A 24,763-nucleotide genomic window follows, 5' to 3' on the forward strand; every position below is an offset into this window, starting at 1 on the left:
GCTTTTCACTCCTTACACTTCCAGTAGTTCATCCGCTTCTTCCAAACGGACAGAGACCATTTTTGACACTCCGGATTCTTCCATCGTAATTCCATAGAGAACATCGGCTTCTTCCATTGTTGCTTTGCGATGGCTGATGACAATAAACTGAGTCGTTTCACTGAACGAGCGCAGATACTTCGCAAACCGTACGAGATTCGCTTCATCAAGTGCGGCTTCTACTTCATCGAGCACACAGAACGGAGCCGGCTTCACTTTAATAATGGCAAACAGCAGAGCTATAGCCGTCAAGGCCTTCTCCCCGCCTGAAAGCAGGGATAAGTGCTGTTTCTTTTTACCCGGCGGGCGGGCGGAAATATCCACTCCCGTATGAAGCAGGTTCTCCGGCTCCGTCAGCACCAGGTCTGCTTCTCCGCCGCCGAACAGCTTCACAAAGACGTGCTGAAATTCTGCACGGATGGCGTGGTACGTAGCTGCAAAACGCTCTGTCACCTCGGCGTCCATTTCATCGATCACATTCTGCAGCGACTCCCGCGCCTCCATCAGGTCCTCCTGCTGGCTGTTTAAAAAGCGGTGGCGTTCTGTGACCCGCTCGCATTCATCAATCGCTCCGAGGTTGACAGTGCCAAGCTCTTCAATGCCGAGCTGGAGCAGGTGTACCTCATTTCTTGCCTGCTCCGCGCTTACAGCCAGCGTATGCTTTTGCTTCGCCCGTTCAAACGACAGTTCATATTCGGACTGCAGATAGGTGATTTTATTTTCCAGCGCCACGTCGAGGCGGTTCATGCGCACTGTCGTTTCGTGCAGGCGTTCCCGGCTCTCCTGATAACGGTCATTCTGGACGGAGGCTGTTGCTTCTATCTGTTCTGCATCCCGGGCCGTACGCGCCTTTTGATCGTTGATCCGTTCCTGGAGGCGCTCAATCTCAGCCTTGGCATTGCTGGCTTCTTTCACCAGTTGATCCCAGTCGTGCCCGCTGCGGTCATTATTCAAATGCTCTTCCCAGGAGACAGCCCGCTCTTTTCGTTCCGCCACCGCCTGTTCAAGCTCTTCTTTTTCTCTATGCAGCCGTTCTTTTTCTTTTTGTTGAGCGGATACATTCTCCCGCAGTGCCGCTGTCCGTACTTTCTCATCTGTTTCCTGCTCACGCAGCGACGCTTCTTCCTTATCCCGCTTTGAGTATTCCTGCTCGAGCTTGTCGATTGAGGATTTTAACTCCGAAAGGGTTTTTTCCACTCTCTTCCGGCTTCCTTCAAGCACCTGCAGCCGCTCTTCCAGACGTTTTTTCTCTTCTTCTAGCGACTCGTATTCCCGGTCAAACATACCAAGACGGGAATCAAGGCGGTCATGCTCCTGCTCGCTTTTGCGGCGCATCTCTTTTTTTTCCTCGAGCTGGCTGCTGTATTCGAGGGCTTTCTGCTGCTTTTCGCCGGCGGTTTCTTTCTGCTTTTTTGCAGCCTGTTTCGTCTGCTCCACTGTTTTTTCCCAGTCTGCAGTCTTTTTTTCTATGTCTGATAAATTGTCTTTTAACTCCCGAAGTTCACGCTGCTTTTCGAGAAGCGTTCCCTTATGATTCTGTGTTTTCCCCCCGCTCATCGAGCCTCCGGGGTTTACGACGTCCCCCTCGAGGGTAACGATACGAAGCTTATAGCTGCATGCTGCTGCCAGCCGGTTCGCCGTTTCCAGCTGGTCCACCACAAAAATGTGTCCGAGCAGCTGGTCGCGGATGTGCTCGTATCCCGGGCGCACCTGCACGAGCTCTCCGGCAGTGCCGATAAAACCGGAAAACGACCGGGCCTTGTCATAGCTGGCCCGGTCTGCCCGCCTCGGCCGCACTGTTTCAGAAGGAAGCAGGGTCGCCCGTCCCTTTTGGTGCCTGCGCAGAAACGCAATCGCTTCACGGGCATCCTTTTCGGTCCGGGTTACAATATGCTGTAGCGATGCCCCGAGAGCCGTTTCCATCGCCTCCACGTATGCCGCAGGCACATCGATCAGCTCTGCCACTGAACCGATAATGCCCGCAAGCTTCTGTTCCCGGGCTTTCAAAATTTCTTTAGCACCTTGATAATAGCCGGAGTATTCCTCCTGCATTTCTTCAAGCATCCGGATTTTTGATTTTTTTTCGTCCACGTACCGATACGCTTTATAGAGCTTATCTTCCTGTTCCTTCAATTTTTCTTCCAGGCGCTCTTCTTCGCTGCGCGCCGCTTCTGCATCCGCACGTGCATTTTCTGTTTGCTGCAAGAGCGATTCTTCTTCTTTTTTCCGTTTCTCCACGATCTGCCCGGAGCTCCGGCGTTCTTCAAGAAATGATTGGTTATCCTCTTTCAGCGCGTTCATGCGTCGTTCGAGGGAAGATTTCTGATCTGTCACATAACGAGTCTCGTTGCCAATAGAGGCCTGCTCATTCAGCCGGTCAATGTACTCACTTTTTTCTTCTTCAAGCTCCTTCCCATTCATTTCCTGGTAGGAGCGCAGCTGCTTTTGGACAGCCTGTAGAGAATTCATTGCGCTGTTGAGCGCTTCGTTCTCCTTTTCATACCGGTCTCTTTGTTCCCGGTAGGCGTTTGTAACCCCGCTCAGCTTCGTTTCGTCTTCTTCAAGCGCTTTTTTCTCCGCCTCCAGCTTTTCAGCCGCATGCTTTCCCTGCTCGTTGGAAAGATTACGATCCCCTTCGCGTTTTTCAAGGTTTCTGGCCGCTTTCACATAGCCGCTCTGCACCTGCTGGTGGAACCGGGCGAGCAGGGCTTCGAGCCTCCGGGCTTTCCGGGCAGCCGCTTCAGTCTCTTCTTTTTTCTGTTTCCAGCGATCATTGTTCTCTTTTTCCATTTTTTCTTCCTGCTGGGCTGTTTTCCACTCAGAGTGCAGTTCTTCAATTTCATGTACAAGTAGAGCTGATTCCAGGGATTCAAGCTCCTCCCGTTTTTCCAGATAATCTTTCGCAGCAGAGGCCTGGATTTGAAGCGGCTCCATCTGCTCGTTCAACTCATGCAGAATATCCTTTACCCGGTGCAGATTCGCCTCTGTGGATTCAAATTTCCGTTCGGCCTCCTGCTTGCGCTGCTTATATTTCAGTACGCCGGAGGCCTCCTCAAACATTGCGCGCCGCTCTTCCGGGCGGCTGTTTAACACTTCTTCGACCCGGCCCTGGCCAATAATTGAAAACGATTCTTTCCCCATGCCGGAATCCAAAAACAGGTCGATAATATCTTTACGACGGCATTTTGTCCGGTTCAGCAGATATTCACTTTCACCGGAACGGTACAGCCGGCGTGTCACGCTGATTTCACTGTATTCATACGGGAGGCCTCCACCCTCGTTATCAAGCACAAGCGTTACTTCCGCAATATTCAGCCCACGGCGCGTGTCACTTCCCGAAAAAATCACGTCTTCCATCCGGGCGCCCCGTAGGGAACGGGCCGACTGTTCCCCAAGCACCCAGCGGATGCTGTCGGAAATATTGCTTTTTCCGCTGCCGTTTGGTCCCACTACGGTCGTTATGCCGGGATTAAAGTCAATATGTAAACGGTCGGCAAACGATTTAAATCCTTTGATTTCTATTCGTTTCAGGAACAAAGGTATGCCCCCTCTTATTTTATAGTATGCTCCAAAAGCTTTAGCCACTGTGCTTCACTATTTATATTTTATCACACCACGCACACCGGCAGAACTCGATCTAAATCCCCCTTTGTCAAACGAAGGAAAAACCACTACAATAATAATAACGTTGTCATGAAAACACCGCGAGGGTTCTTATAAAGAAATGAACCGCAAGGGTTTAAACTGGACGGAGTGGAGGAGAAAAAAATCGCTATGAGTTTAGAACAAGCAAGCCGTGATAACCTGGATTATATGATTACCGACCTGCAGAAAAAACTACAGATCGTCAATGTCTCCGTAATGCAGCCGGAACATTTTGATGTCGATCAATACCATGAGATTAAAGAAATCTACGACATGGTAGATGCCAAAGATAATATAAGCGTCAGCGAAATGCAGGCCATCGTTTCTGAGCTCGGCCACCTGCGCAAGGGCTGAACCGCACATTTAAACAACCGCCAATTGCTGGCGGTTGTTTTTTTAATTCTTCTATTCACGGCGCTGCAGCTGTTCAAGCGTGGCCTGCGCTGCCCGCTGTTCCGCTTCTTTTTTTGATCTTCCGCGGCCGGTGCCGACGCGGGTTTCGTTTACCGAAACAGCAGAAGAAAATTCCCTGTTATGGGCCGGCCCCTGCTCATCGGTAATTTCATAGGAAATAACACCAAGGTTTTCTTTTTGAACAAATTCCTGCAGCTGACTTTTGTAATCAGCCGTAACGGAAAAAGCTCCTTCATCAAGCTTCGGAAACACGAAGCGTTCCAGAAACTGTTCGACGTTTGAAAGCCCCTGATCAAGATACATTGCACCAACAAACGACTCAAACACGTCTGCGAGCAGCGCCGGACGGGTACGGCCTCCGGTCATTTCTTCGCCTTTGCCCATCAGGACCACGTTCCCAAATTGCAATTCCTCGGCCAAGCTAGCTAGCGATGCTTCACATACCATTGCAGCGCGTAGTTTTGTCATATCGCCTTCCGTCATGGAAGGAAATTCGCGGAACAAATGGTTGGAAACCGCCAGCTCCAATACAGCATCGCCGAGAAATTCCAAACGTTCATTATCTTTTACGTGTTTCATTCGATGTTCATTCACATAGGAAGAATGGGTGAAAGCCTGCCTCAGCAGCTGTTCGTCTGCAAATGAAACCTGAAGCTCCCGGAGAATGGACTGCATGAGTTCATGCTGTCTGGTGGTAAATACTGCTTTCTCCCTGGACTGGTTTTTGGACGATGTAGGTTTTGGCACAAAAGGTCCTCCCTTAAACTAATTTCGGGGTATTACATAGAAAAGCCCAGCCCGCTTTCACAGGACGTGGGCTTGCTTTCTATTACTGCTTCTCTATGTAATTAATTACATCACCGACTGTTTGAATTTTTTCTGCTTCTTCATCAGAAATTTCCAGATCAAATTCATCTTCCAGCTCCATGACTAATTCGACTACATCGAGAGAGTCCGCGCCGAGGTCTTCCTTAAAGGTCGCGTCTTTATTTACGTTCGCTTCATCCACCCCGAGGTGGTCTGCTACGATTTTTTTTACACGTTCCAACGTATCTGCCATTCCATTCACCTCCTTCAAAGAATCGTTTCGGCTTCACCCCGTTCATTCCACTTCCTGCCGTGAATGAAACCGCTGTGTCACCGACATTTTATGGCATTACCATGCCGCCGTCAACATGAAGCGTCTGGCCAGTCATATATTTGGCGCTGTCTGAAGCCAGAAACAATACAGTATTGGCTACGTCTTCCGCATCCCCAAGCTTTTGCAACGGGATCTGCTGCATCATTTGCTCTTTAGTTCCTTCTTCAAGCTCCTCTGTCATTTCCGTCGAGATGAATCCGGGGGCGACAGCGTTCACGCGGATATTTCTTGAAGCAAGTTCACGGGCGAGCGTTTTCGTAAGTCCCACGACTCCAGCTTTTGATGCCGTGTAGTTTGCCTGGCCGGGGTTGCCGGTTGTACCAACGACAGAGGCCATATTGATGATTGTTCCGCCCCGTTTTTTCATCATCGGCCTAGCCGCGGCCCGGGACGTCAAAAATACACTCTTTAAATTCGTGTCGATTACGTCGTCCCACTCGTCTTCTTTCATGCGCATTAACAGGTTGTCTTTCGTAATACCGGCATTGTTTACAAGTACGTCGATACCGCCGAATTCCTCTGTTACTTGTTTAAGCATTTCTTTTACATCCGATTCGCTCGACACATCGGCCTGGATAACGAGCGTTTTCACCCCGTGCTTCCCGCACTGCGAAGCGGTATCCTCGGCTTTTTCCCGGCTGCCGGCATAGTTGATGGCAACGTTCGCCCCCTGAGCCGCAAAGCCGAGGGCAATGGCCCTGCCAATACCTCTCGAGGCACCCGTTACAAGCACGCTTTGTCCTTCAAAATTCATGACGATGCACTCCTTTTTTCGAGCCATTTGTCTAACGATGCTTCGTCCTGCACTGCATGTACATCCAGGCCGCGGCGCTGAATCCGCCGGATCATCCCGCTCAGAACATTGCCCGGGCCGATTTCCACAAACTCCGTTGCACCAAGGTCAATCAGGCGGCGAATCGAATCCTCCCAGTGGACGGGAGAAGTCACCTGGGCAATCAACTGCTGGCGGATCGCAGATGGATCCGTCGTTTCTTTCGCATCCACGTTTGCTACAAGCGGCCGGCGCGGTGCGCGAATTTCTACATTTTGCAGCGCCTCTGCCAGTTTTTCCTCCGCCGGCTTCATAAATGAAGAATGAAACGGGCCGCTTACCTGCAGCGGAACTACTTTTTTCGCCCCTCGCTCAGGGCCGTGTTCCTCCACATAACTCACACCTTCCCGGCTTCCGGAGATGACTATCTGTCCGGGCGCGTTCAGGTTGGCCAGCTGCACTTTATCTGCGGCTTCTGTCGCTTCCTCCACAAGCTTCTGCAGATCTTCACGCTCCATGCCCATGACGGCGGCCATGGTTCCCTTACCGTCAGCATCTGCTTCGGCCATCCATTTTCCACGCTTTGCTACGACAGAAACAGCGTCTGCGAATTTAAGCGCCCCATTAGCCACCAGCGCAGAGTATTCCCCGAGGCTGTGGCCGGCTGTGTAATCTGCCTGTAGTCCCTGCTCCTCCACAAGTGCATGGAGAGCGGCGCTCATTGTAAGCAGCGCCGGCTGGGTGTATTCTGTCTGGGTTAATGTCTCCTCCGGTCCGTTGAACATAATATTGGTCAGGCTGTACCCGAGCGCTTCATCTGCTTCCTGAAATACCGTGCGGGCAACCGGAGTGTGATCATACAGCTCTTTTCCCATTCCAACAAACTGGGACCCCTGTCCCGGAAATATAAAAGCGGTTTTTCCCATTGTGAAGCCTCCTACTCTTCTAAATGCTGCTGCATAAGGTGTGTCACATTTTCCTGGGCCATCTGCCGGGCCTGGCGGATCGAGTGGTACACGGAGATGTGATCAGACGAACCGTGGCACTTGATCAGCGGAGCCTGCAGCCCCACGAGTGTAGCGCCGCCGTGATGGGAATAATTCATTTTTTCCCGCAGGTGCATCAGTCCTGTTTTCATCATAGCAGCAGCCAGCTTTGTCCGCAGGCTTGCCATGAATTCTTTTTTCAGCAGAGAAAACAGCGTGGATGCGGTCCCTTCAATAGATTTCAGCACGAGGTTTCCAGAAAAGCCGTCGCAGACCGCTACGTCACAGACGCCGTCGAGCAAATCCCTCGATTCTACATTCCCGACAAAATTAATTGGGGCATGCTCGAGCAATTCATACGTCTCTTTCATTAAATTATTGCCTTTGCCTTTCTCTGTTCCAATATTAACAAGCCCGACCCGCGGCTTTTCAACTCCCCGCACCAGCTGCATATATGTACTGCCTAAAATCGCATGCTGATACAGGTGACTCGCCTTTGCATCCATATTAGCCCCGGCATCAAGCAGAAGAAAGCCCGTGCCGTCCACCGTAGGGAGTGTCGGAGCGAGAGCTGGCCGTTCCACGCCGTGTATTCTGCCAATGTGCAAAAGTCCGGCCGTCATAAAGGCGCCGGTGTTGCCGCACGAAATACCAGCCGCTGCCCGTCCCTCTTTCACTTCCTGCACAGCCAGTACCATGGAGGACTGTTTTTTGCGACGGATTGCTTTTGTCGGGGATTCATCTCCGTCAATCACTTCATCGGTATGCAAAATATCAATCCGCTCCGTCTTGGATAAATGCTTTTTAATCTGGGACTCAGAGCCCACCAGTGTGATTTCAATATCTTTAAAAGCTTGTACAGCAGCCATTGCTCCCGCCACCTGGGCTTTAGGAGAATGATCGCCGCCCATTGCATCGACTACAATTCTCATTTTTTAGTCTCCTTATTCACTCACCGGAGCAGCGTGGGAGCGGTACATGACGAAGTCGCCCTGAAACACTTCTTCCCCCTGCACGCGGCTTGTCACCGTAACATATGTTTTTCTTTCGGTCTTTTTTGTAACGACCGCTTTTGAAATAATTCGTTCTCCCAGAAGTACCTGCCGGTTGAATTCCAGCGAAGAACGCATCGTAAGCGCCAGATCATCGTTGATCACAGCCACAGCCAGCGAATTCGCCTGCGCAAACAGATAATGGCCGCGTGCAATGCCATTCCTTGAGAAAACGTGATCTTCCGTAATCTCAAGCATGCTGATCGCTTCGCGGTCCAGATGGAGGTCAATAACCTCGCCAATCACTTCGTCAAGCGGCAGCGCCTTTACTTCATCAAGCCTTTCCTTGGCTACGTGCTTGATTCTCTCCCGGTGCTCCGGGATCGAAAGCTCCAGGCGGTCCAGACGAACCGTCTGTACACTTACCTGAAACGACCGGGCAAGTGCTTCATCAGTAATAAAAGGGTTCGAGGCAATAACAGCCTGAAGCTCTTCCTGTCTTGCCTTTTTATTTTTTCGGGCCATTTTAATCATCCACTTCTATGAGTAGGTACTAATAGTAGTATATAGACCGATTTCTTTCATTTCAACCACTAATCCAGTTTATCTTTTTGAAAAGCTCCCGCCTCCTCAAGATATTCCCGGAGACCCAGATACTTTTCATCCTTCCAGAACACTTCGCTGCGGATTAACTTAGCCGCATCGTCCCGGGCGGTTTCGAGAGCTTTAAAATCGTGGACCACATCGGCAATTTTAAACTCGGGCAGGCCGCTCTGCTTTTTTCCGAAAAAGTCTCCCGGGCCCCGAAGCTCCAGATCTTTCTCTGACAGCACAAAGCCGTCTTCGGTCTCCTGCATGATACTCATTCTCTCCTGGCCGGTTTCGGATTTTGGATCAGCCAACAGTACACAGTAGGACTGATGCTCCCCGCGACCGACACGCCCCCGCAGCTGGTGCAGCTGGGAAAGGCCGAAACGCTCTGCATCATAAATTACCATCATCGTGGCATTCTGGACGTTTACGCCAACCTCAACCACCGTCGTTGAAACGAGAATGTCCAGCTCATGGGCAGCAAATCGCTGCATCACGTCTTCCTTTTCCTCCGCCGGGAGCCGGCCGTGCATGAGGCCGACCCGGTAACCCGGAAAAAACTGCATTAGCTGGGCGTGCACATCAATCGCATTTTGCACGTCGAGCGCTTCCGACTCTTCAATAAGCGGACAGATCACATACGCCTGCCTTCCCTGGTCGATTTCTTTCTGCACGAAACGAAGCACCCGCTCTAGCATCTGCGGCTTGGCCCAATACGTTTCAATCGGTTTTCGCCCGGGAGGCATCTCATCAATCACGGATACGTCCATATCTCCGTATACGCTGATAGCAAGCGTCCGGGGTATCGGAGTTGCGGTCATAAACAATACGTCCGGGTCCTCTCCCTTTTCTTTAAGGATCCGGCGCTGGCCTACCCCGAACCGGTGCTGCTCATCGGTAATGACAAGCTTCAGGTTATTAAACTGTACGGGCTCCTGAATGAGGGCGTGGGTTCCGATAATAATATCAATGGTGCCATCAGTGATGCGGTCATACACGTTACGTTTTTCCTTCTGCCGCATGGAGCCGGTCAGCAGGCCGACGGTCACCTCTGTGCCTGCAAATAGCTCCTCAAGCGATTCATAGTGCTGCTCGGCGAGAATCTCTGTAGGCACCATCAGCGCTGATTGTGCCTTGCCTGTAAACACCGCCTGCATGGCAATAGAGGCCACTACCGTTTTCCCGGAGCCAACGTCCCCCTGCAGGAGGCGGTTCATCCTTATAGGGGCTTCAATATCCTCCAGGATTTCCCGCACTACTCTTTTTTGCGCATTCGTCAGCGGAAACGGAAGCTGTTTTTCAAAAGCTGCCGTGGCCTCTGCATCATACACAAACGGCTGAGCTGAGGCCGACTGCCGTTCCATCCGTTTAAACATCTGCATTTTCAGCTGAAAAAACAGCAGTTCTTCATAGACATATCGTCTTCTTGCGTGCTTCAGCTCCTCCCGGCTCCTTGGCTGGTGCAGCGCCTGAAAGGTCTCAGGCTTTCCTGGAAGACGGTACCTTTCCCGTATTTCCCCGGGCAGGTTTTCAGGCACTATCTGATAGACGTGCTTTACCGCCTCTGCCTGAATCCGCTGCATCTGTTTGACCGTCAGGCTGCCCGCCACACTGTATATTGGCTCAAGCTGCTTTGCCGGATCAGGGGCGCCGGCCCGAAAGTCCTGAACCGATATCGTAAGACGATGTTTATCCCATTTGCCGGTGATCGTCACCTGTTTACCGACTTCTATCTGCTTTTTTAAAAACGCCCGGTTAAAAAACACAGCGGTCACCAGTAAATGGTCAATTAAAATCCGCACCGTCATCCGGGACTTTTTTTTGCCGAAAAAGCGCACTGATGGCTCCGACTGCACTTCGCCGGTAATTGTCACTTTTTCCTGATGCTTCAATTCTTCTATAGGAACCACTTCGTGGTTTTCGTATCGATAGGGGAAATGGTGAAGCAGGTCATTTATGGTGGTGATACCAAGCTGTTCGAGCTCCCGTTGTTTTTCTTCTCCTACACCTCTTAAGTCAGAGACAGGTGATTGAAGTATGGAATTCATAAACCGTCCCTTCCTTCCTGCTTTTGCTTTAATACACGAACGGTTGTTCACCTTTCATTATATACGTTTCCTTTTACGCACGAAAGAGGTACTCCCATGCGTTAAACAAAAAATAAGCCGCCGGAGGCAGCTTATTCCACAGAAACGATATATTGATACAGCGGCTGTCCACCCGTATGCGTTTCTACTTCTACGTCCGGGTACGCTTCTTCGAGCTCTGCGGTGATTTCCTCCGCAAGCTCTTCGCTGACATCTTCTCCGCTGATCAGTGTAATAATCTCGCTTTCACTATCCACCATCTGCGCAAGCAGCTCCTGAAAGGCCTGCTTCATCTCCTGATGGACAGTGACAATATCTTTTTCGAAGATACCCATAAAGTCGCCTTCCTGGATCTTTTTCCCATCAATGCTCGTTTCCCTTACCGCATGGGTAATCTGGCCCGATTTAACATAGCGGGTCGCTTCTTTCATTGCTTCTTCATTTGCCGACGCCTCTTTCGTTTCGTCAAATGCAAGCATTCCTGCGAGGCCCTGCGGCACGGTCCTGGTCGGGATGACAGTCACCTGCTTGTCGCTGATGTCTGCTGCCTGCTCCGCTGCCATAACAATATTGCCGTTGTTCGGCAGCAAAAACACGTGCTCCGCATGCACCCGGCTGATCGCCTCAAGAAGATCCTCCGTACTAGGGTTCATGGACTGCCCGCCGCGGACGACCTCCTGCACTCCGAGGCTTTCAAACAGGGAAGCTACGCCGTCGCCGGTCGTAACGGTTACAAAGCCGTACGCGGCAAGCGAGGCGGAAGCCTCCGGCTCTTCTGCCGGTGCCTCCTGCTGCAGGGCACGGTTCTGCTCACGCATATTTTCAATTTTTATATGAATCAGTTCTCCAAATCGCTGGGCTTTTTCCAGAATTTTCCCCGGCTCTTCCGCATGAATATGGATTTTCAGCAGATCATCATCGCAGACGGCTAACAGAGAATCGCCGTATTCTGACAGCTCTTCCCGGAAGGATTCTTCCTGAAAAGAGGCAGATGCTTCACTGCCTGCAAAACGAACCATCACTTCAGTACAATAGCCATATGTGATAGCTTCAGCCGGGTCTTTATGATGCTCAAGCTTTACCAGCTGATCAAGCGAAGGCACGGCTTCTCCTTCTTCCTCCTCTTCGCCGGTGAGCGCGTGCAGCATTCCCTCGTATATATGAACAAGGCCCCGGCCGCCGGAGTCGACTACCCCGACTTCCTTTAATACCGGCAGCTGCTCCGGGGTGTAAGCAAGCGCTTCTTTTGCTGCTTTCAAAAACTGGCACATCCAATCTTCAGGCGCCAGCGCATTCGCATTATGTTTATTTTTCATCGTAAGGGAGGCTTCCCTCGCCACTGTCAGAATCGTACCTTCCACTGGCTTCATCACTGCCCGGTAAGCGGCGTCCACTCCCTGTTCAAAAGCTTCTGCCATATCCTCTGTGCGCAGTTCAGCCTTTTTTTCGATGGATTTGGCAAAACCGCGGAACAGCTGTGACAAAATAACTCCCGAGTTCCCGCGCGCGCCCATCAGCAACCCCTTCGAAAAGAACTTGGCTGTTTCTCCGGCATGCCCGCTGTCGTTAAGCTGTTCGACCCCGGAGCGAATCGTCAAACTCATGTTGGTGCCTGTATCCCCGTCCGGAACTGGAAACACATTCAATGCATCCACCTCTTTGCTGTGCTTTTGCAGTGTGGAAGCTCCCCGCTTCAGCATCTTTGCCAGTTCAGGACCGCGTACTAATTGATCCATTTTTCTCTCTCCTTCATCCGTCGCATCCTATGGTAGTGCTGATTCAATCTGGACTCCCTGCACATATACATTCACAGCGGCCACATCCAGGCCGAGCATTTTCTGCAGCTGGTACTTTACCTTCCGCTGCACGTTGTGCGCCACTTCAGAAATTTTCGTACCATAGCTTACGATTATATACATATCAATATGGATGAGCCCGTCCTCTTCCCGGACGACCACTCCACGGGAATAATTTTCTCTTCGCAAAAGTTCCGATAAATTGTCCTTAAAATGTTTCTTTGACGCCATGCCTACAATGCCATAGCAGTCCATGGCTGCCGCTCCCACGGCAGTGGCAAGCACTTCGAGTGTAATATCGATTGTTCCGTTAGATGAATATATTTCGAAGCTCATGTCTCGTTTCCTTCCTTTCCAGACGCCGGCTGTGCCCGGACGATCCAGCTTCTTTTCAAAGTAACTCTGCCATTATCACTATAACCACGTTTTTCTTAAATGAAAAGCATAATTGTATTTTTAGCGAATCAACATTGCGTCTGTCCAGGCTCTATGCTAATATATTTGAGTATGGGTAATTTTGTTTGATATTAATAAGGAGGTGCCATATATGTCCCGCAGATGTTATGTAACAGGGAAAGGCCCTAAATCCGGAAATAAACGTTCTCACGCTAACAATGCAACGAAACGCCGTTGGGGAGCCAACGTGCAAAAAGTCCGCATTCTTGTAAACGGTAAGCCAAAACGCGTATACGTTTCCGCGAGAGCTCTAAAATCCGGCAAAGTGACACGCGTATAAAGCAAAAAGCGGCCAGGGCGCCGCTTTTTTTATGAAGGACTAGTTTACATAATAATATTATTTACTGCTTCAGTTCTTCGATCGCCTTTGCTTTATCTGTCTGTTTGAACAAGGCTGACCCTGATACAAGCACGTTCGCCCCGGCTTCAAGACAGTCTTTGGCTGTTTCCCGACTGACTCCCCCGTCTACCTCAATCTCAAGTTCTGGATTGACGATATCCGCCGCTTTTTTTACTGCCCTGATTTTATCGAGTACGTTAGGGATAAACGCCTGGCCGCCAAAGCCTGGATTTACAGTCATTAAAAGCACAAGATCCACATCGGGCAGAATGTGGGTAATCATCTCCACCGGGGTCGCTGGGTTTAACACGACACCTGCGCGGCAGCCGGCTTCTTTAATCTGCTGGATCGTCCGGTGAACATGCGGACAAGCTTCTACATGTACCGAAATAATATCAGCTCCTGCCCGAGCAAAATCCTCGATATAGCTCTCAGGCTTTTCAATCATTAAATGCACATCAAACGGCTTATCGCTGTAGGGCCGGATGGCCTCAATCACAGGCAGCCCAAACGTGATATTCGGAACGAAATGCCCGTCCATGACATCGATATGTATGTAGTCCGCCCCGGCTTCGTCGATTTCCTTCACCTCCCGGCCCAATTCCGCAAAATCAGCCGATAGTATAGAAGGCGCTACTTTTATCATCATTAATACCTCCTTGGTGTGGATAAAATTTCTTCATGGAATTGCTTATAATGCTCATAACGGTGGGGCGGGATACGTCCCTCTTCCACATCAAGACGTATGGCACAGCCTGGCTCCTGCCGGTGCGAGCATCCCCGGAATTTGCAGTCCGGCATTCTTTCCCGCATTTCAGGAAAACAGATATCAAGATCTTCGGCGGTGATTGAACCAAAATCAAGTGAGCTGAACCCGGGCGTGTCTGCTACCCATCCATTGTTTACACGCAGAAACTCGACATGCCGCGTCGTATGCTTTCCGCGGCCGAGTGCTCCGGAAATGTTCGCTGTCTCAAGATCAAGGTCCGGTGCAACCGCGTTTAGAAGCGATGATTTCCCAACTCCCGACTGCCCGGATAAAAGAGAATACTTTTGCGGAAAGTAAGCAGCTGCTTCTTCGAGCCCCTCCCCGGTTTTCGTGGAGTAAAAATGGAAAGGATAGCCGATACGTTCATAGTCGGCCTGCACGCCGCGCAGCGTTTCTTTTTTTGACTCGTCTGCTTTGTCCCATTTACTTACCAATATGACTGGCTGAATTTCTTCATTTTCTACATGTACGAGAAAACGGTCGAGCAGCCAGGTGGAAAAATCAGGCTCGACGGCAGAAAAGATGAGCAGAGCCTGGTCAATATTTGCAATAGGCGGGCGCACCAGTTCATTCTCCCGCTCTTTAATTTCAAGCACGTATCCATCCGTATGATTCTCTGCTTCAAACCGCACTACGTCACCTACAAGCGGTTTGATTTTCTGTTTACGAAACAGCCCGCGGCCCCGGCACTGAAAATATCCTTCTTCGCTGTCTACATAATAAAAACCGCTGACTGCTTTTACGATTCGACCTGTCGCCATACCTTCGCCCCTTCCTGTAATACTTGGCCCTCTCCTGTATTAAGCCCGTCCCATACAGCTGTCTGCGTTAAAGGGAATACATGCGGGAATACCTTTGTTGAGCCGTTAACGACAAACATTTCCGGAAGCAGCCAGTAGAAAAATGCTGCTCCTGAAAATACAAGGATGCAGGCTAGTACATATGGCCATTTTTTGGTTTTTTCCGGCTCTTCATCCACTGCTTCCGGGCCGGAATACTGCTGTTCATCCTCCTGCACTGCTGGCGCTGCTACCATCGTGTCCTCTTCAGGCAGCCGGGGGTCAGACCACCCCCCCTCCGCCTTGCTTGCATGTTCCTCCTGGATAAAATAAGGACGCTCGTTTTTTCTTTCATCCGACAGCGCGGAACGGATATCTTTATACATTTCTTCGGCGCTCATATAACGGTCATCAGGGCTTTTAGCCGCTGCTTTCAGGATAACGTTCGACAGGCTTTGCGGCAGGCCCTGACGAAGCTGGACAGGGTCCGGCAGCGGCTCCTGAATATGCTTTAAAGCGATGCTTACGGCGGATTCTGCGTCGTAAGGGATCACCCCAGTCACCATTTCAAAAAGAACAATGCCAGCTGCATAAATATCCGAGCGTACACTTACTACGCCGCCTCTTGCCTGCTCCGGCGAAATATAGTGAACGGAGCCCATCATCGTATTTGTCTGTGTAATCGTGGAAGCAGAGGCAGCGCGGGCGATGCCGAAATCAGCCACTTTTATTTCCCCCCGTTCATTGGAAAGGAGGTTATGAGGCTTAATATCCCTGTGGATGATGCCGTGGGTGTGTGCCTGCATCAGCGCTTCCAGCAGCTGCTTGGTTATATGTACCGCCTGTTCAAGCGGCAGCGGGCCGTGGAGGCGGATCATTTCTTTCAGCGTCTGGCCCTCCACGTATTCCATAACAATATAATGCAGTTCCCGCTCCTCACCAACATCATAGATATTGACCGTGTTTTTGTGTCCCAGAATAGTGGCTGCCCGTGACTCCCGGCGGAATCGCTGCAAAAATTCCTCATCGCCGTTAAACTGCGGTTGAAGAATTTTAATTGCTACCAGCCGTTCAAGGATCATGTCCTCCCCGAGGTATACGTATGCCATGCCCCCGCTCCCAAGGAGGCGCTTAATATGGTAACGGTCACTGATACGGCTCCCAATCAGTTGGTCCATACCTCTTCCTCCCGAATTACTACCGCAATCGTTATATTGTCTTCGCCTCCGCGGTCATTGGCTGCCTGCACCATCGCTTCCACACCTTCACGAAGCTGTTCGTGAGAAGCAAGCATACCGGCCATGTCTTCGGCTCCGAGCTTATTGGTCAGCCCGTCGGTGCAAAGAAGCACGCCGTCCCCCTCACTCCATTCATACGTGTAAATGTCTGGAGAAAGGCTGCGGTCCGTGCCGAGTGCTTTTGTCAATATATTTTTCTGCGGGTGCGATTCCGCTTCCAGGGCTGAAATCTGGCCTTTATTGTACAGCTCCTGCACAAGGGAGTGGTCTTCGCTCTGTTGTTGAACTGTACTATTCGTCCAGATGTAGCTGCGGCTGTCGCCGATGTTTCCGGTCACGGTAAATGCCGGATGGCAGATTGCCGCTACAAGAGTGGTCCCCATCCCCGTATGCTCCGGATAATGATGAGCGTGACGAATGATGGCTTCATTTGCTTTCATCATGTTCTCAGTCAACCATTCAGAGGCCTCTTCAATTGAATCAACAGACGGATTTTCTTCCCATGCGTCTTTTAATGTCTGATAAGCCATAGCGCTTGCCACATCTCCGGCCGAATGTCCGCCCATTCCATCAGCCACGATAGCTAAAACAGTGCCGGAAGCATTCGTGACGATGCCTCCGGTATCCTCGTTATGAGGACGGATTTTCCCCCGGTCTGTTAAAAACATATGATTCACTGGGAATTTGCCTCCGTTTCTTCTTTCCGCTGGTTAGCACGCAGCTGTCCGCAGGCTGCATCGATGTCATGCCCCTGCTCACGCCGGATGGTTACGTTTACCCCGCGGTCTTTTAATGCCTTTTCGAACGCAAAAATGTCGTTTCTTGTTGTACGTACGTAGTTTCTTTCCGGCACATCATTTACAGGTATCAGATTGACATGGCATTTCAGATCCCCGATCAGGTCCGCGAGCTCGTCTGCATCCTCTTTCTGGTCGTTCACCTGCCCGAACAGCCCGTACTCAAATGTGATTCTGCGGTTTGTTTTCTTTTGATAGTAGCGGATCGAATCCATCAGCTCAGAGACGTCCCATGCACGGTTGATCGGCATCAGCCGGCTGCGGGTTTCTGTGTTTGCTGCATGAAGAGACACTGCAAAATTAATCTGCATGTTTTCGTTGGCAAAATCATAAATGCGTGGCACAACCCCGCTTGTGGATACGGTAATGTGGCGTGCGCCGATGTTTAAGCCGTCGTCGTGATTAACTACACGCAGAAAATTCATCAAGCCGTCGTAGTTATCGAACGGCTCGCCAATGCCCATGACAACGATAGAGCTTACGCGTTCATCTCTTTCATCAAGCAGACGCTGGGATTCAAGCACCTGGGCGGTAATTTCGCCGCCTTCGAGGTTTCTTTTCAAGCCGCCAAGCGTAGAAGCGCAGAAGGTACAGCCAAGCCGGCAGCCTACCTGCGTAGTGACACAGACGCTGTAGCCGTAATCATGCTTCATCAGTACGGTTTCGATCGTATAGCCATCCTGTAGTTCGAAGAGTATTTTAATTGTGCCGTCCTGGGACTGCTGATGGACCACCTCTTTTAGTGTCGTCAGGGTGAACGTGCTCTCGAGCTTTTCACGAAGTGTTTTCGGGATGTTGGTCATTTCCTCAAAGGACGTGACGCGTTTTTGATACATCCATTCAAACAGCTGCTTCGCCCGGAATGCCGGCTCCCCATTTTCCTTTAACCATTGTTCAAGTTCCTCGTATTTCAAGCTGTACATGGAGGGGCTGTCCGTTTGAGGGGCAGGCGCCTCCTTTTTTAAAATCTGCATGCTTATGCTCCTTCCGTTTCTTCCTGATTATTTTTTACCGCCGCGGCAATGAAAAACCCGTCTGTACCGTATTCATGGGGAAGTATCGTGCACCAACCGTATTCGTTGGAAAAATGCTCTATTTCTAAAATATTTAGTTTATCGGTCAGTTCCTTGTCTGGTGAAAGCTCTGGATGCCGGTGCAAAAATGCTTCCCACACCTGTTCGTTCTCTTCTGGGCGAATTGTACACGTGCTGAACACAATCCTTCCATTAAATCGTAACATACTTACCGCTTCATTCAATATTTCAAGCTGTATCTCCGGCAGACGTTCAAAGTCCTGTGCCTTTTTGGCCCATTTCTGTTCAGGCTTTTTCCGGATAACGCCAAGGCCGCTGCACGGGGCATCGACAAGCACCCGGTCAAACGTACGCGCCGGAAAAGTCGTTGTCAATTGACGTGCATCTCCCGCGGCGGTTTCTATATTTTCAAGCCGCAGCCTTGCCGCCTGTTCTTTAATCTGAGTAAGCTTTTTTGCACTCAGGTCATGAGCTGCCACGCTTCCGCCCGGGCCGGTTCGTTCGGCTGCGTCCGTTGATTTTCCGCCCGGGGCGGCACAGGCGTCAAGGATTTCCATGTTTTTTTCGATTCTAAGTGCTTCGCCGGCTTTCATGGAGCTTTCGTCCTGTACCGTAATATAGCCGTTCTGGTACGTTTCAGTAACAAGCACGTTGCCCTTTTCAACAATCAGCGCCTTTTCCGCAATTGTCCCGCGGGTCGTCTGAATGCCTTCCTGCTCGAGCATTTCCTGCACGTCCTCTAGTTCAGCCTCCGGGGAGACCCGTACATTCGTTTTCGGTGTAACATTATTTGCTTCTGCGATACGAAGAGCTGTTTCTTCTCCGTAAGCTGCCTTCCATTCCTGCAGCATCCATGCCGGATGACTGTACTCCACGGCCAGGCGTTCTCCGGCATCGCTGATGGCGGAGAAGTCGGGAAATCCTTTTCGCTGCAGAGAGCGGAGTACTCCGTTCACAAAGCCGCTCACCCCTTTGTTTCCCCGCTGCTTCGCAATCTTTACCGCCTCATCCACAACGGCGTGGTCCGGTACCCGGTCGAGGTAGCGCATTTGATACACACTCATGCGCAGCAGCACACGCACCCAGACATCAAGCCTGTCGAGCGGTTTATTGACAAAAACTCCGAGGACGTAATCCAGGGTATTCTGGCGCCGCAGGGTGCCGTAAACAATTTCGGTCAGCAGGCCGGCGTCTTCCCGCGACCATGCTTTTCCGGCAAGCTCATGATGGAGCAGCAGATGGCTGAAGGCCTGGCCGGCCTCCACCCGTTCAAGAAGAGAAGCTGCAGTGTATCGCAGGGAATGGGAGGGTTCGGTTTTATTCATCAAAACTCTCTCCTTTAGCCCAGCCGTGGCTGCCCCGCAAAAACTCGGCCGTATTCATCCGTTTCTTTCCTGCCGGCTGAATCTCCCACAGCCGCACTAATGTACCGTCGCCAGCGGCCACATCAACATAGCTTTCCTCTATAGCGGTAATCGTTCCCGCTTCCGCACTGGCGGAGGCTTCTATCCATTCTGCCCGCCACACCTTAATCGGCTTCTCATCTTTTTCCGTATAAGCCACCGGCCATGGATTCATCCCCCGGACCTGGTTATAAATCGAGCGGCCGCTCTGCTTCCAGTCAATTCTTTCCTGGCCGCGCTTAATATTGGAAGCAAACGTTACGTCAGCTTCGTTCTGGGGAGTTCGTTCTGCCGTCCCGTCAATAACACCCGGCAGCGTATTAATTAAAAGATCTGCCCCGAGTACGCTCAGTTTGTCGTGCACATCCCCGACTGTATCCTCCCAATCAATATCTACTTCCCGCTGACGGATGATGTCGCCGGCATCAAGCTTTGCAACCATATCCATGATGGTGACGCCTGTTTTTTCCCGGCCGTCGATAACCGCCTGGTGAATCGGGGCACCGCCCCGGTACTCTGGAAGCAAAGAAGCATGAACGTTCACTGCCGCAATCGAAGGAGCTTCGAGCAGCTTTCCCGGAAGAATCTGCCCGAACGCAGCCGTAATAATCAAGTCTGGTTTCTCTGCAAGCACTTCGTTTAATGATGCTTCGTTCTTCAGTTTTTCCGGCTGCAGTACAGGAAGCTTCCACTTTTCGGCTTCTACTTTGACCGGCGGCGGGGTCAGTTCTTTTTTTCTTCCTTTCGGGCGGTCGGGCTGAGTGACTACCGCCGTTACTGGATAGCCTTCTTCAAGCAGACGCCTTAGAATCGGGACCGAAAAATCCGGCGTGCCCATAAATAAAATGTTCATACTTATCCCTCTTTTCACAATACACAGCCCCGTGCGTCGGTCACTATCGAAGCAGCGGGGCTGGATTTTACCTTATAGAAATAACTGCGGGTACATATCAATTGTAATAAACAGCTTATCCTGGGCTGTTTCCTTTTGATAGTGTACAGCAATGTCGTTTAGTATTTTCGTTAACTCAGGCTCATCTCTGTATTTTATCATGCATTGGTACCGATATCTATCCTTGATCCTCGCAATCGGAGAAACAGTCGGCCCGAGTATTTTTGCTTGCGGCGATAATTGCTCCCGCAGCCGGTTTGTCACTTTTTCTGCAGTTTTCAGTGCGACACCGATTTCTTCATGCGAAACATTGACCATTGTTAAATAGTAATATGGCGGGTAACCGCCACGCTTGCGCTGCCCCATCTCATGCCGGCTGAATGAAGGATAGTCATGATTTTTGGCAAACTGGATGCTGTAATGCTCAGGACTGTAGGATTGAATCACTACTTCTCCCTGTAGCTTGTCCCGGCCGGCCCGGCCGCTCACCTGGGTAAGGAGCTGAAAGGTACGCTCCGGGGCCCGAAAATCAGGCAGGTGCAGCATGGTGTCTGCGGCAAGCACTCCAACGAGTGTGATCCTCGGAAAATCCAGTCCCTTAGCAATCATCTGAGTGCCAAGTAAAATATCAGCTTCTCCGTTGCCAAACCGCCGCAGCAGTTGTTCATGCGAGCCTTTTTTCGTCGTCGTATCCATATCCATACGGATAATCCGCGCTTCCGGCAGTACCTTTGTCAGCTCTTCCTCCACCTTCTGGGTGCCTGTGCCAAAGTAGCGGATTTGTTCACTTTCGCAAGAAGGGCACGTCGAGGGCATAGTTTCTTCATAGCCGCAGTAATGGCATTTCAGTTGATGCTTTGTCTGATGGTACGTGAGCGTAATTTCGCAGTGCGGGCATTCAGCGGTGTAGCCGCACGAACGACACATGACAAAGGAAGAGTACCCACGGCGGTTTAAAAACAGGATGCTCTGCTCCCCTTTTTCTAGTCGGTCCTTCAGCTTTTCGAGGAGCGTTTCGGAAAATACCGAACGGTTTCCCTTATGAAGCTCCTCTCTCATATCCACCACATCAATGGCGGGCAGCTGTTTCTGATTGATTCTCTCCGGCATTTCAAGCAGCTGGTAGACCTCCCGGCCGGCCCGGGCATAGGATTCCAGTGACGGTGTAGCGCTCCCTAATACGACCGGCGCCCCGTGGTATCTGCCTCTCCAGATCGCTACTTCCCGGGCGTGATACCGGGGATGATCCTCCTGCTTGTAGCTGCCTTCATGTTCTTCATCAATAATAATCAGGCCAACGTTTTTGAAAGGGGCAAAAATCGCAGACCGCGCTCCGATCGCTACTTTTGCGTCTCCGGCATGCACCCTGCGCCATTCGTCATACCGCTCGCCTCTCGACAAGGCGCTGTGCATCACTGCCACCTGGTCCCCGAACCGCCCTTTAAAGCGTTCGACCATTTGCGGGGTAAGGGATATTTCCGGCACCAGCACAATCGCTTCCCGTCCCTCCTGAAGCACGCGATCAATGGCCTGCAGGTAGACTTCTGTCTTTCCGCTTCCGGTCACCCCGTGCAGCAAAAACGTATGGTGCTGCTGCCGGGATGCTTTTTCTATAATCGGGGCAAGCGCCTGCTGCTGATCATGTGTCAGCTCCTGCGGAGGGGTTGCTTCAAATGAACGGTCTTCGAACGGATCCCGGTACGATTCCTGGTCCCGTTCCATTAGGATATTTTTCTCCACAAGACCCTGAATGACAGCCCGGCTCGCCGTCTGCTCATGCAGCAGCTGTGCTGCGGGCACCGCAGCCTCTTCATCTCCGATCGAAAGAAACCAATCATACAGCTCCAGCTGCTTTTTCGCCTTCGCAGTAAGAGAAGCTGCATGCGCCCGGTGCTCCGGATGAAGCCGCAGCATCCGCCTGGTCTGTTTTTTCGTCTGATCCTTCACCTGGTAATCGATCCGGATCTGTTCATGCCTGACAGCTTCCTGCACATGCTGCATTACCGCCTTATCGTCGGGGAGGTCCTTCCAGTCGACCGTGGTCTGCTTCTGAAAAACAGCCTGAAGTACTGGTGTCAGAATCTCCGTCGGCACGAGCAGCTCTATTTTCTTCTTCGGTTTTGCCCGTATAGCCGCCGGAATCATCGACTGGTAGGCGGTAATTAAAAAGCATACCGTTTCCACAGCCAGATATTCTCCAAGCTCAAGCAGCTCCCGGGTGAGCACCGGATGGGGATCGAGTACATCTGTAATCGGCTTGACCCGGGCGAGCTCTGTTTTTTCCTCGACCCGCCAGATGAAGCCCTGAATTTTCCGGGCGCCAAATGGCACCGTTACTCTTGAACCGGGATGTGCGAGCATTTCGAGTGAAGCCGGAATGTCATAATCAAATGCCCGGTTCGTCTGGCCGGTAGCTATATCAACAATTACTTTGGCGTACATCGTTACGCGTCTCCTATTCGTTTCTGCAGCCAGACCATAATTTCGGCCGCTGCCTCATGCTTCGACTGGGTAGGAAAAGAAACGGCTCCATTTTTATCGACAAAGGTAATCGTGTTCTGATCGGTACGGAAGCCGGAGTCCGATTTACCGATTGCATTGGCGACAATTAAATCGGCGTTTTTGCGCTGCCGCTTGCTTTCTGCGTACTCCTCGAGGTGTTCCGATTCTGCGGCGAAACCGATCAGCAGCTGATGCTTCTTTTTTTCACCGAGCTCCTGGAGAATATCCGGCGTTTTCACCATCGGTACATCAAGGCCATCATCTTTTTTCTTCTGTTTTTTTTCATATACGGTTTCGGGCCGGTAATCTGATACGGCGGCAGCTTTAATCACCACATCCGATGCCTCATAATAAGTCAAAACAGCTTTGCGCATATCCTCTACGCTTTCTACATCAATTCTTGTCTGGACGCCGCCGGGCGTAGTGAGCGTCACCGGCCCTGCTACCAGCGTTACCTCTGCTCCCCGCCGGGCAGCTTCCTCTGCAATTGCAAAACCCATTTTCCCGCTGGATGGATTGGTGACGACCCGGAAAGGGTCAATATGCTCGTGCGTTGGCCCCGCTGTAACCAGGACCCGTTTTCCGGCAAGCGGGGTGCCAACGTTTTCAGCGTCCTCGACAAACTGCATAATATCCTCAGGCTCCGCCATCCGGCCTTTTCCTATCCAACCACAGGCGAGATACCCTTCCCCGGGTTCAATGAACCGATAGCCGTCCTTTTTTAATGTTTCTTTGTTTCGCTGAAAGCTCGGATGGTTATACATGTTAACATTCATTGCCGGTGCAACGTAGACGTTGGCAAGTGTTGCCATCATGGTGGTTGTGAGCATATCGTCTGCAAGCCCGTTTGCAAGCTTCCCGAGTGTATTGGCGGACGCAGGCGCTACAATGAACACATCCGCCCAGTCTGCCACGTCAACATGGGAAACGACCGAAGGATCCGCTTCTGCAAACGTGTCGTCATACACTCTTGAACGGGTGAGCGCCTGGAAAGTAAGCGGGGTGATAAATTCTTTTGCCCCCGGGGTCATAATAATACGCAGCTCGGCCCCTGCCTGGTACAGCTTACTTGCAAGCGCCGCAGCTTTATAGGCAGCTATACCTCCTGTGACGCCGAGCACCACTTTTTTTCCTTTCACAGCTTCGTCCTCCTTTTATGGACCCTTCAGGCTAAAAAAAGCAACCTACGTGATGCCATAGGTTGCTTCTTCTATCCGGTGCCCGTCCATTTCTTGTTATTCTTCGTAATCTCCCTGACGGTAGCTGAGCACGCCGGCCTGAATTTCTTCAAGAGCAATACCCACTGCCTTGACGGATTTTGCATTATCAATCATTGGAAGGGCCCCATCGATTTCTTCAAGGTCTCTCGCGCGCTGGGCCGATACGGTTACAAGCGTATATTTGGAATCGATATGCCCGAGCAGCTGGTCAATGGACGGATAAAGCATTCCTTCGTCATTTCTGTTTGAAGCCATTATTCCACCTCCGCTAGTTCTTTGTATTTTTCAATCAAGCGTTCCTGCTTGCAGTGTTCTGCCGTGACGATGGAACGGATGCGCGAGACCGCTTTATCGATCTCGTCGTTTTCGACCACATAGTCATACATCTGCATCATGTCAATTTCATTTTTGGCCACCGTCATCCGTTTGTCAATCAACTCGGACGTTTCCGTTCCGCGTCCGACGATCCGGTTTCGGAGCTCGGCAAGGCTCGGGGGCATCAAAAAGATAAACGTCCCTTCCGGGTAACGCTCCTTCACTTTTTCCGCGCCCTGCACTTCGATCTCGAGAATGATATCTTTACCGCGGTCAATGGTTTCCTTGACGTAATCAAGCGGGGTTCCATAGTAGTTGTCTACATACTGCGCCCATTCGAGCAGCCGGCCCTCCTCGATCATTTTTTCAAATTCTTCCTTTGAATGGAAGAAATAATTTACTCCGTGCTCTTCTCCCGGGCGGGGGGATCTGGTAGTAGCAGAAACGGAATATTCGATATTAGTATCTTTTTCCCGCAAAGCACCGCACACAGTACCTTTTCCCACACCGGCCGGGCCGGAAAGTACAATTAATAACCCTTTATCATCTTTCATA

General features: G+C 51.1%; 23 protein-coding genes. 2 read left to right on the plus strand and 21 right to left on the minus strand.

Annotation, left to right across the window (positions count from 1 at the left end; translation table 11 throughout):
- Positions 1 to 12: 12 nt before the first annotated feature.
- Complete coding sequence (gene smc / locus ACTTK6_RS05440) at positions 13 to 3,576, minus strand: chromosome segregation protein SMC (RefSeq protein WP_462832900.1); 3,564 nt, start codon at positions 3,574 to 3,576, stop codon at positions 13 to 15.
- Between the two features lie 237 nt (positions 3,577 to 3,813).
- Between smc and ACTTK6_RS05445 the strand changes: the two genes are divergently transcribed.
- Positions 3,814 to 4,038 (plus strand): DUF1128 domain-containing protein, encoded by a 225-nt coding sequence (locus tag ACTTK6_RS05445; RefSeq protein WP_079476136.1) that lies wholly within the window; start codon positions 3,814 to 3,816, stop codon positions 4,036 to 4,038.
- 51 nt (positions 4,039 to 4,089) lie between these two features.
- Here the strand turns inward: ACTTK6_RS05445 and rnc are convergent, their stop codons facing one another.
- From rnc to ACTTK6_RS05490, 9 genes are all read right to left on the minus strand, one after another.
- Positions 4,090 to 4,845, minus strand: a complete 756-nt coding sequence (gene rnc / locus ACTTK6_RS05450) for a ribonuclease III (protein WP_371862224.1) — start codon at positions 4,843 to 4,845, stop codon at positions 4,090 to 4,092.
- A gap of 82 nt (positions 4,846 to 4,927) precedes the next feature.
- Positions 4,928 to 5,158, minus strand: a complete 231-nt coding sequence (gene acpP / locus ACTTK6_RS05455) for an acyl carrier protein (protein WP_027847178.1) — start codon at positions 5,156 to 5,158, stop codon at positions 4,928 to 4,930.
- An 88-nt stretch (positions 5,159 to 5,246) separates the two neighbouring features.
- Positions 5,247 to 5,993, minus strand: a complete 747-nt coding sequence (gene fabG, locus ACTTK6_RS05460) for a 3-oxoacyl-[acyl-carrier-protein] reductase (protein ID WP_079476135.1) — start codon at positions 5,991 to 5,993, stop codon at positions 5,247 to 5,249.
- Positions 5,990 to 6,937 carry an ACP S-malonyltransferase gene (gene fabD / locus ACTTK6_RS05465; protein ID WP_079476134.1) on the minus strand — a complete coding sequence of 316 codons (948 nt, stop codon included), beginning with the start codon at positions 6,935 to 6,937 and terminating at the stop codon, positions 5,990 to 5,992. Before fabD ends, fabG begins: the two co-directional genes overlap by 4 nt.
- A gap of 11 nt (positions 6,938 to 6,948) precedes the next feature.
- Entirely contained in the window at positions 6,949 to 7,929 is a 981-nt protein-coding gene (gene plsX, locus ACTTK6_RS05470; protein WP_462832901.1) for a phosphate acyltransferase PlsX, read from the minus strand.
- A gap of 12 nt (positions 7,930 to 7,941) precedes the next feature.
- On the minus strand, positions 7,942 to 8,514 hold the full coding sequence (gene fapR, locus ACTTK6_RS05475; RefSeq protein ID WP_079476132.1) for a transcription factor FapR: 573 nt from the start codon (positions 8,512 to 8,514) through the stop codon (positions 7,942 to 7,944).
- Between the two features lie 68 nt (positions 8,515 to 8,582).
- The gene (recG, locus tag ACTTK6_RS05480) at positions 8,583 to 10,628 is read right to left on the minus strand and encodes an ATP-dependent DNA helicase RecG (protein WP_462832902.1); all 2,046 of its coding nucleotides are present in this window, start codon (positions 10,626 to 10,628) and stop codon (positions 8,583 to 8,585) included.
- Between the two features lie 131 nt (positions 10,629 to 10,759).
- On the minus strand, positions 10,760 to 12,403 hold the full coding sequence (locus tag ACTTK6_RS05485; RefSeq protein WP_462832903.1) for a DAK2 domain-containing protein: 1,644 nt from the start codon (positions 12,401 to 12,403) through the stop codon (positions 10,760 to 10,762).
- Between the two features lie 27 nt (positions 12,404 to 12,430).
- Positions 12,431 to 12,799, minus strand: a complete 369-nt coding sequence (locus ACTTK6_RS05490) for an Asp23/Gls24 family envelope stress response protein (protein WP_022792732.1) — start codon at positions 12,797 to 12,799, stop codon at positions 12,431 to 12,433.
- A 211-nt stretch (positions 12,800 to 13,010) separates the two neighbouring features.
- Here ACTTK6_RS05490 and rpmB point away from each other — a divergent pair, with 211 nt between their 5' ends.
- Positions 13,011 to 13,199 carry a 50S ribosomal protein L28 gene (rpmB, locus tag ACTTK6_RS05495; protein ID WP_079476129.1) on the plus strand — a complete coding sequence of 63 codons (189 nt, stop codon included), beginning with the start codon at positions 13,011 to 13,013 and terminating at the stop codon, positions 13,197 to 13,199.
- A gap of 61 nt (positions 13,200 to 13,260) precedes the next feature.
- Here the strand turns inward: rpmB and rpe are convergent, their stop codons facing one another.
- The 11 genes from rpe to gmk all read right to left on the minus strand — a co-directional run bounded on the left by rpe (position 13,261) and on the right by gmk (position 24,762).
- Positions 13,261 to 13,905, minus strand: coding sequence for a ribulose-phosphate 3-epimerase (gene rpe, locus ACTTK6_RS05500; protein WP_079476128.1), 645 nt, complete (start codon positions 13,903 to 13,905; stop codon positions 13,261 to 13,263).
- A gap of 2 nt (positions 13,906 to 13,907) precedes the next feature.
- Positions 13,908 to 14,789 (minus strand): ribosome small subunit-dependent GTPase A, encoded by an 882-nt coding sequence (rsgA, locus tag ACTTK6_RS05505; RefSeq protein WP_079476127.1) that lies wholly within the window; start codon positions 14,787 to 14,789, stop codon positions 13,908 to 13,910.
- Positions 14,768 to 15,985, minus strand: coding sequence for a Stk1 family PASTA domain-containing Ser/Thr kinase (gene pknB / locus ACTTK6_RS05510; RefSeq protein ID WP_462832904.1), 1,218 nt, complete (start codon positions 15,983 to 15,985; stop codon positions 14,768 to 14,770). The genes rsgA and pknB overlap by 22 nt, the downstream gene beginning before the upstream one ends.
- Positions 15,973 to 16,722: a Stp1/IreP family PP2C-type Ser/Thr phosphatase gene (locus ACTTK6_RS05515; protein ID WP_462832905.1), complete on the minus strand. Its 750-nt coding sequence runs from the start codon at positions 16,720 to 16,722 to the stop codon at positions 15,973 to 15,975. The genes pknB and ACTTK6_RS05515 overlap by 13 nt, the downstream gene beginning before the upstream one ends.
- Positions 16,719 to 17,816 carry a dual-specificity RNA methyltransferase RlmN gene (rlmN, locus tag ACTTK6_RS05520; protein ID WP_079476125.1) on the minus strand — a complete coding sequence of 366 codons (1,098 nt, stop codon included), beginning with the start codon at positions 17,814 to 17,816 and terminating at the stop codon, positions 16,719 to 16,721. The genes ACTTK6_RS05515 and rlmN overlap by 4 nt, the downstream gene beginning before the upstream one ends.
- Positions 17,817 to 17,818: 2 nt before the next feature.
- Positions 17,819 to 19,201, minus strand: coding sequence for a 16S rRNA (cytosine(967)-C(5))-methyltransferase RsmB (gene rsmB / locus ACTTK6_RS05525; RefSeq protein ID WP_462832906.1), 1,383 nt, complete (start codon positions 19,199 to 19,201; stop codon positions 17,819 to 17,821).
- The gene (fmt, locus tag ACTTK6_RS05530; protein ID WP_079476123.1) at positions 19,194 to 20,132 is read right to left on the minus strand and encodes a methionyl-tRNA formyltransferase; all 939 of its coding nucleotides are present in this window, start codon (positions 20,130 to 20,132) and stop codon (positions 19,194 to 19,196) included. Before fmt ends, rsmB begins: the two co-directional genes overlap by 8 nt.
- Positions 20,133 to 20,204: 72 nt before the next feature.
- Positions 20,205 to 22,613, minus strand: a complete 2,409-nt coding sequence (gene priA, locus ACTTK6_RS05535; protein ID WP_079476122.1) for a primosomal protein N' — start codon at positions 22,611 to 22,613, stop codon at positions 20,205 to 20,207.
- Between the two features lie 2 nt (positions 22,614 to 22,615).
- Entirely contained in the window at positions 22,616 to 23,812 is a 1,197-nt protein-coding gene (coaBC, locus tag ACTTK6_RS05540; RefSeq protein ID WP_079476121.1) for a bifunctional phosphopantothenoylcysteine decarboxylase/phosphopantothenate--cysteine ligase CoaBC, read from the minus strand.
- Positions 23,813 to 23,908: 96 nt separating this feature from the next.
- Positions 23,909 to 24,121 (minus strand): DNA-directed RNA polymerase subunit omega, encoded by a 213-nt coding sequence (gene rpoZ / locus ACTTK6_RS05545; protein WP_462832947.1) that lies wholly within the window; start codon positions 24,119 to 24,121, stop codon positions 23,909 to 23,911.
- A gap of 26 nt (positions 24,122 to 24,147) precedes the next feature.
- A complete protein-coding gene (gene gmk / locus ACTTK6_RS05550; protein WP_079476120.1) occupies positions 24,148 to 24,762 on the minus strand; it encodes a guanylate kinase in 615 nt (204 codons plus the stop codon).
- Position 24,763: the final 1 nt, after the last annotated feature.

The sequence above is a fragment of the Marinococcus salis genome (assembly GCF_054971365.1).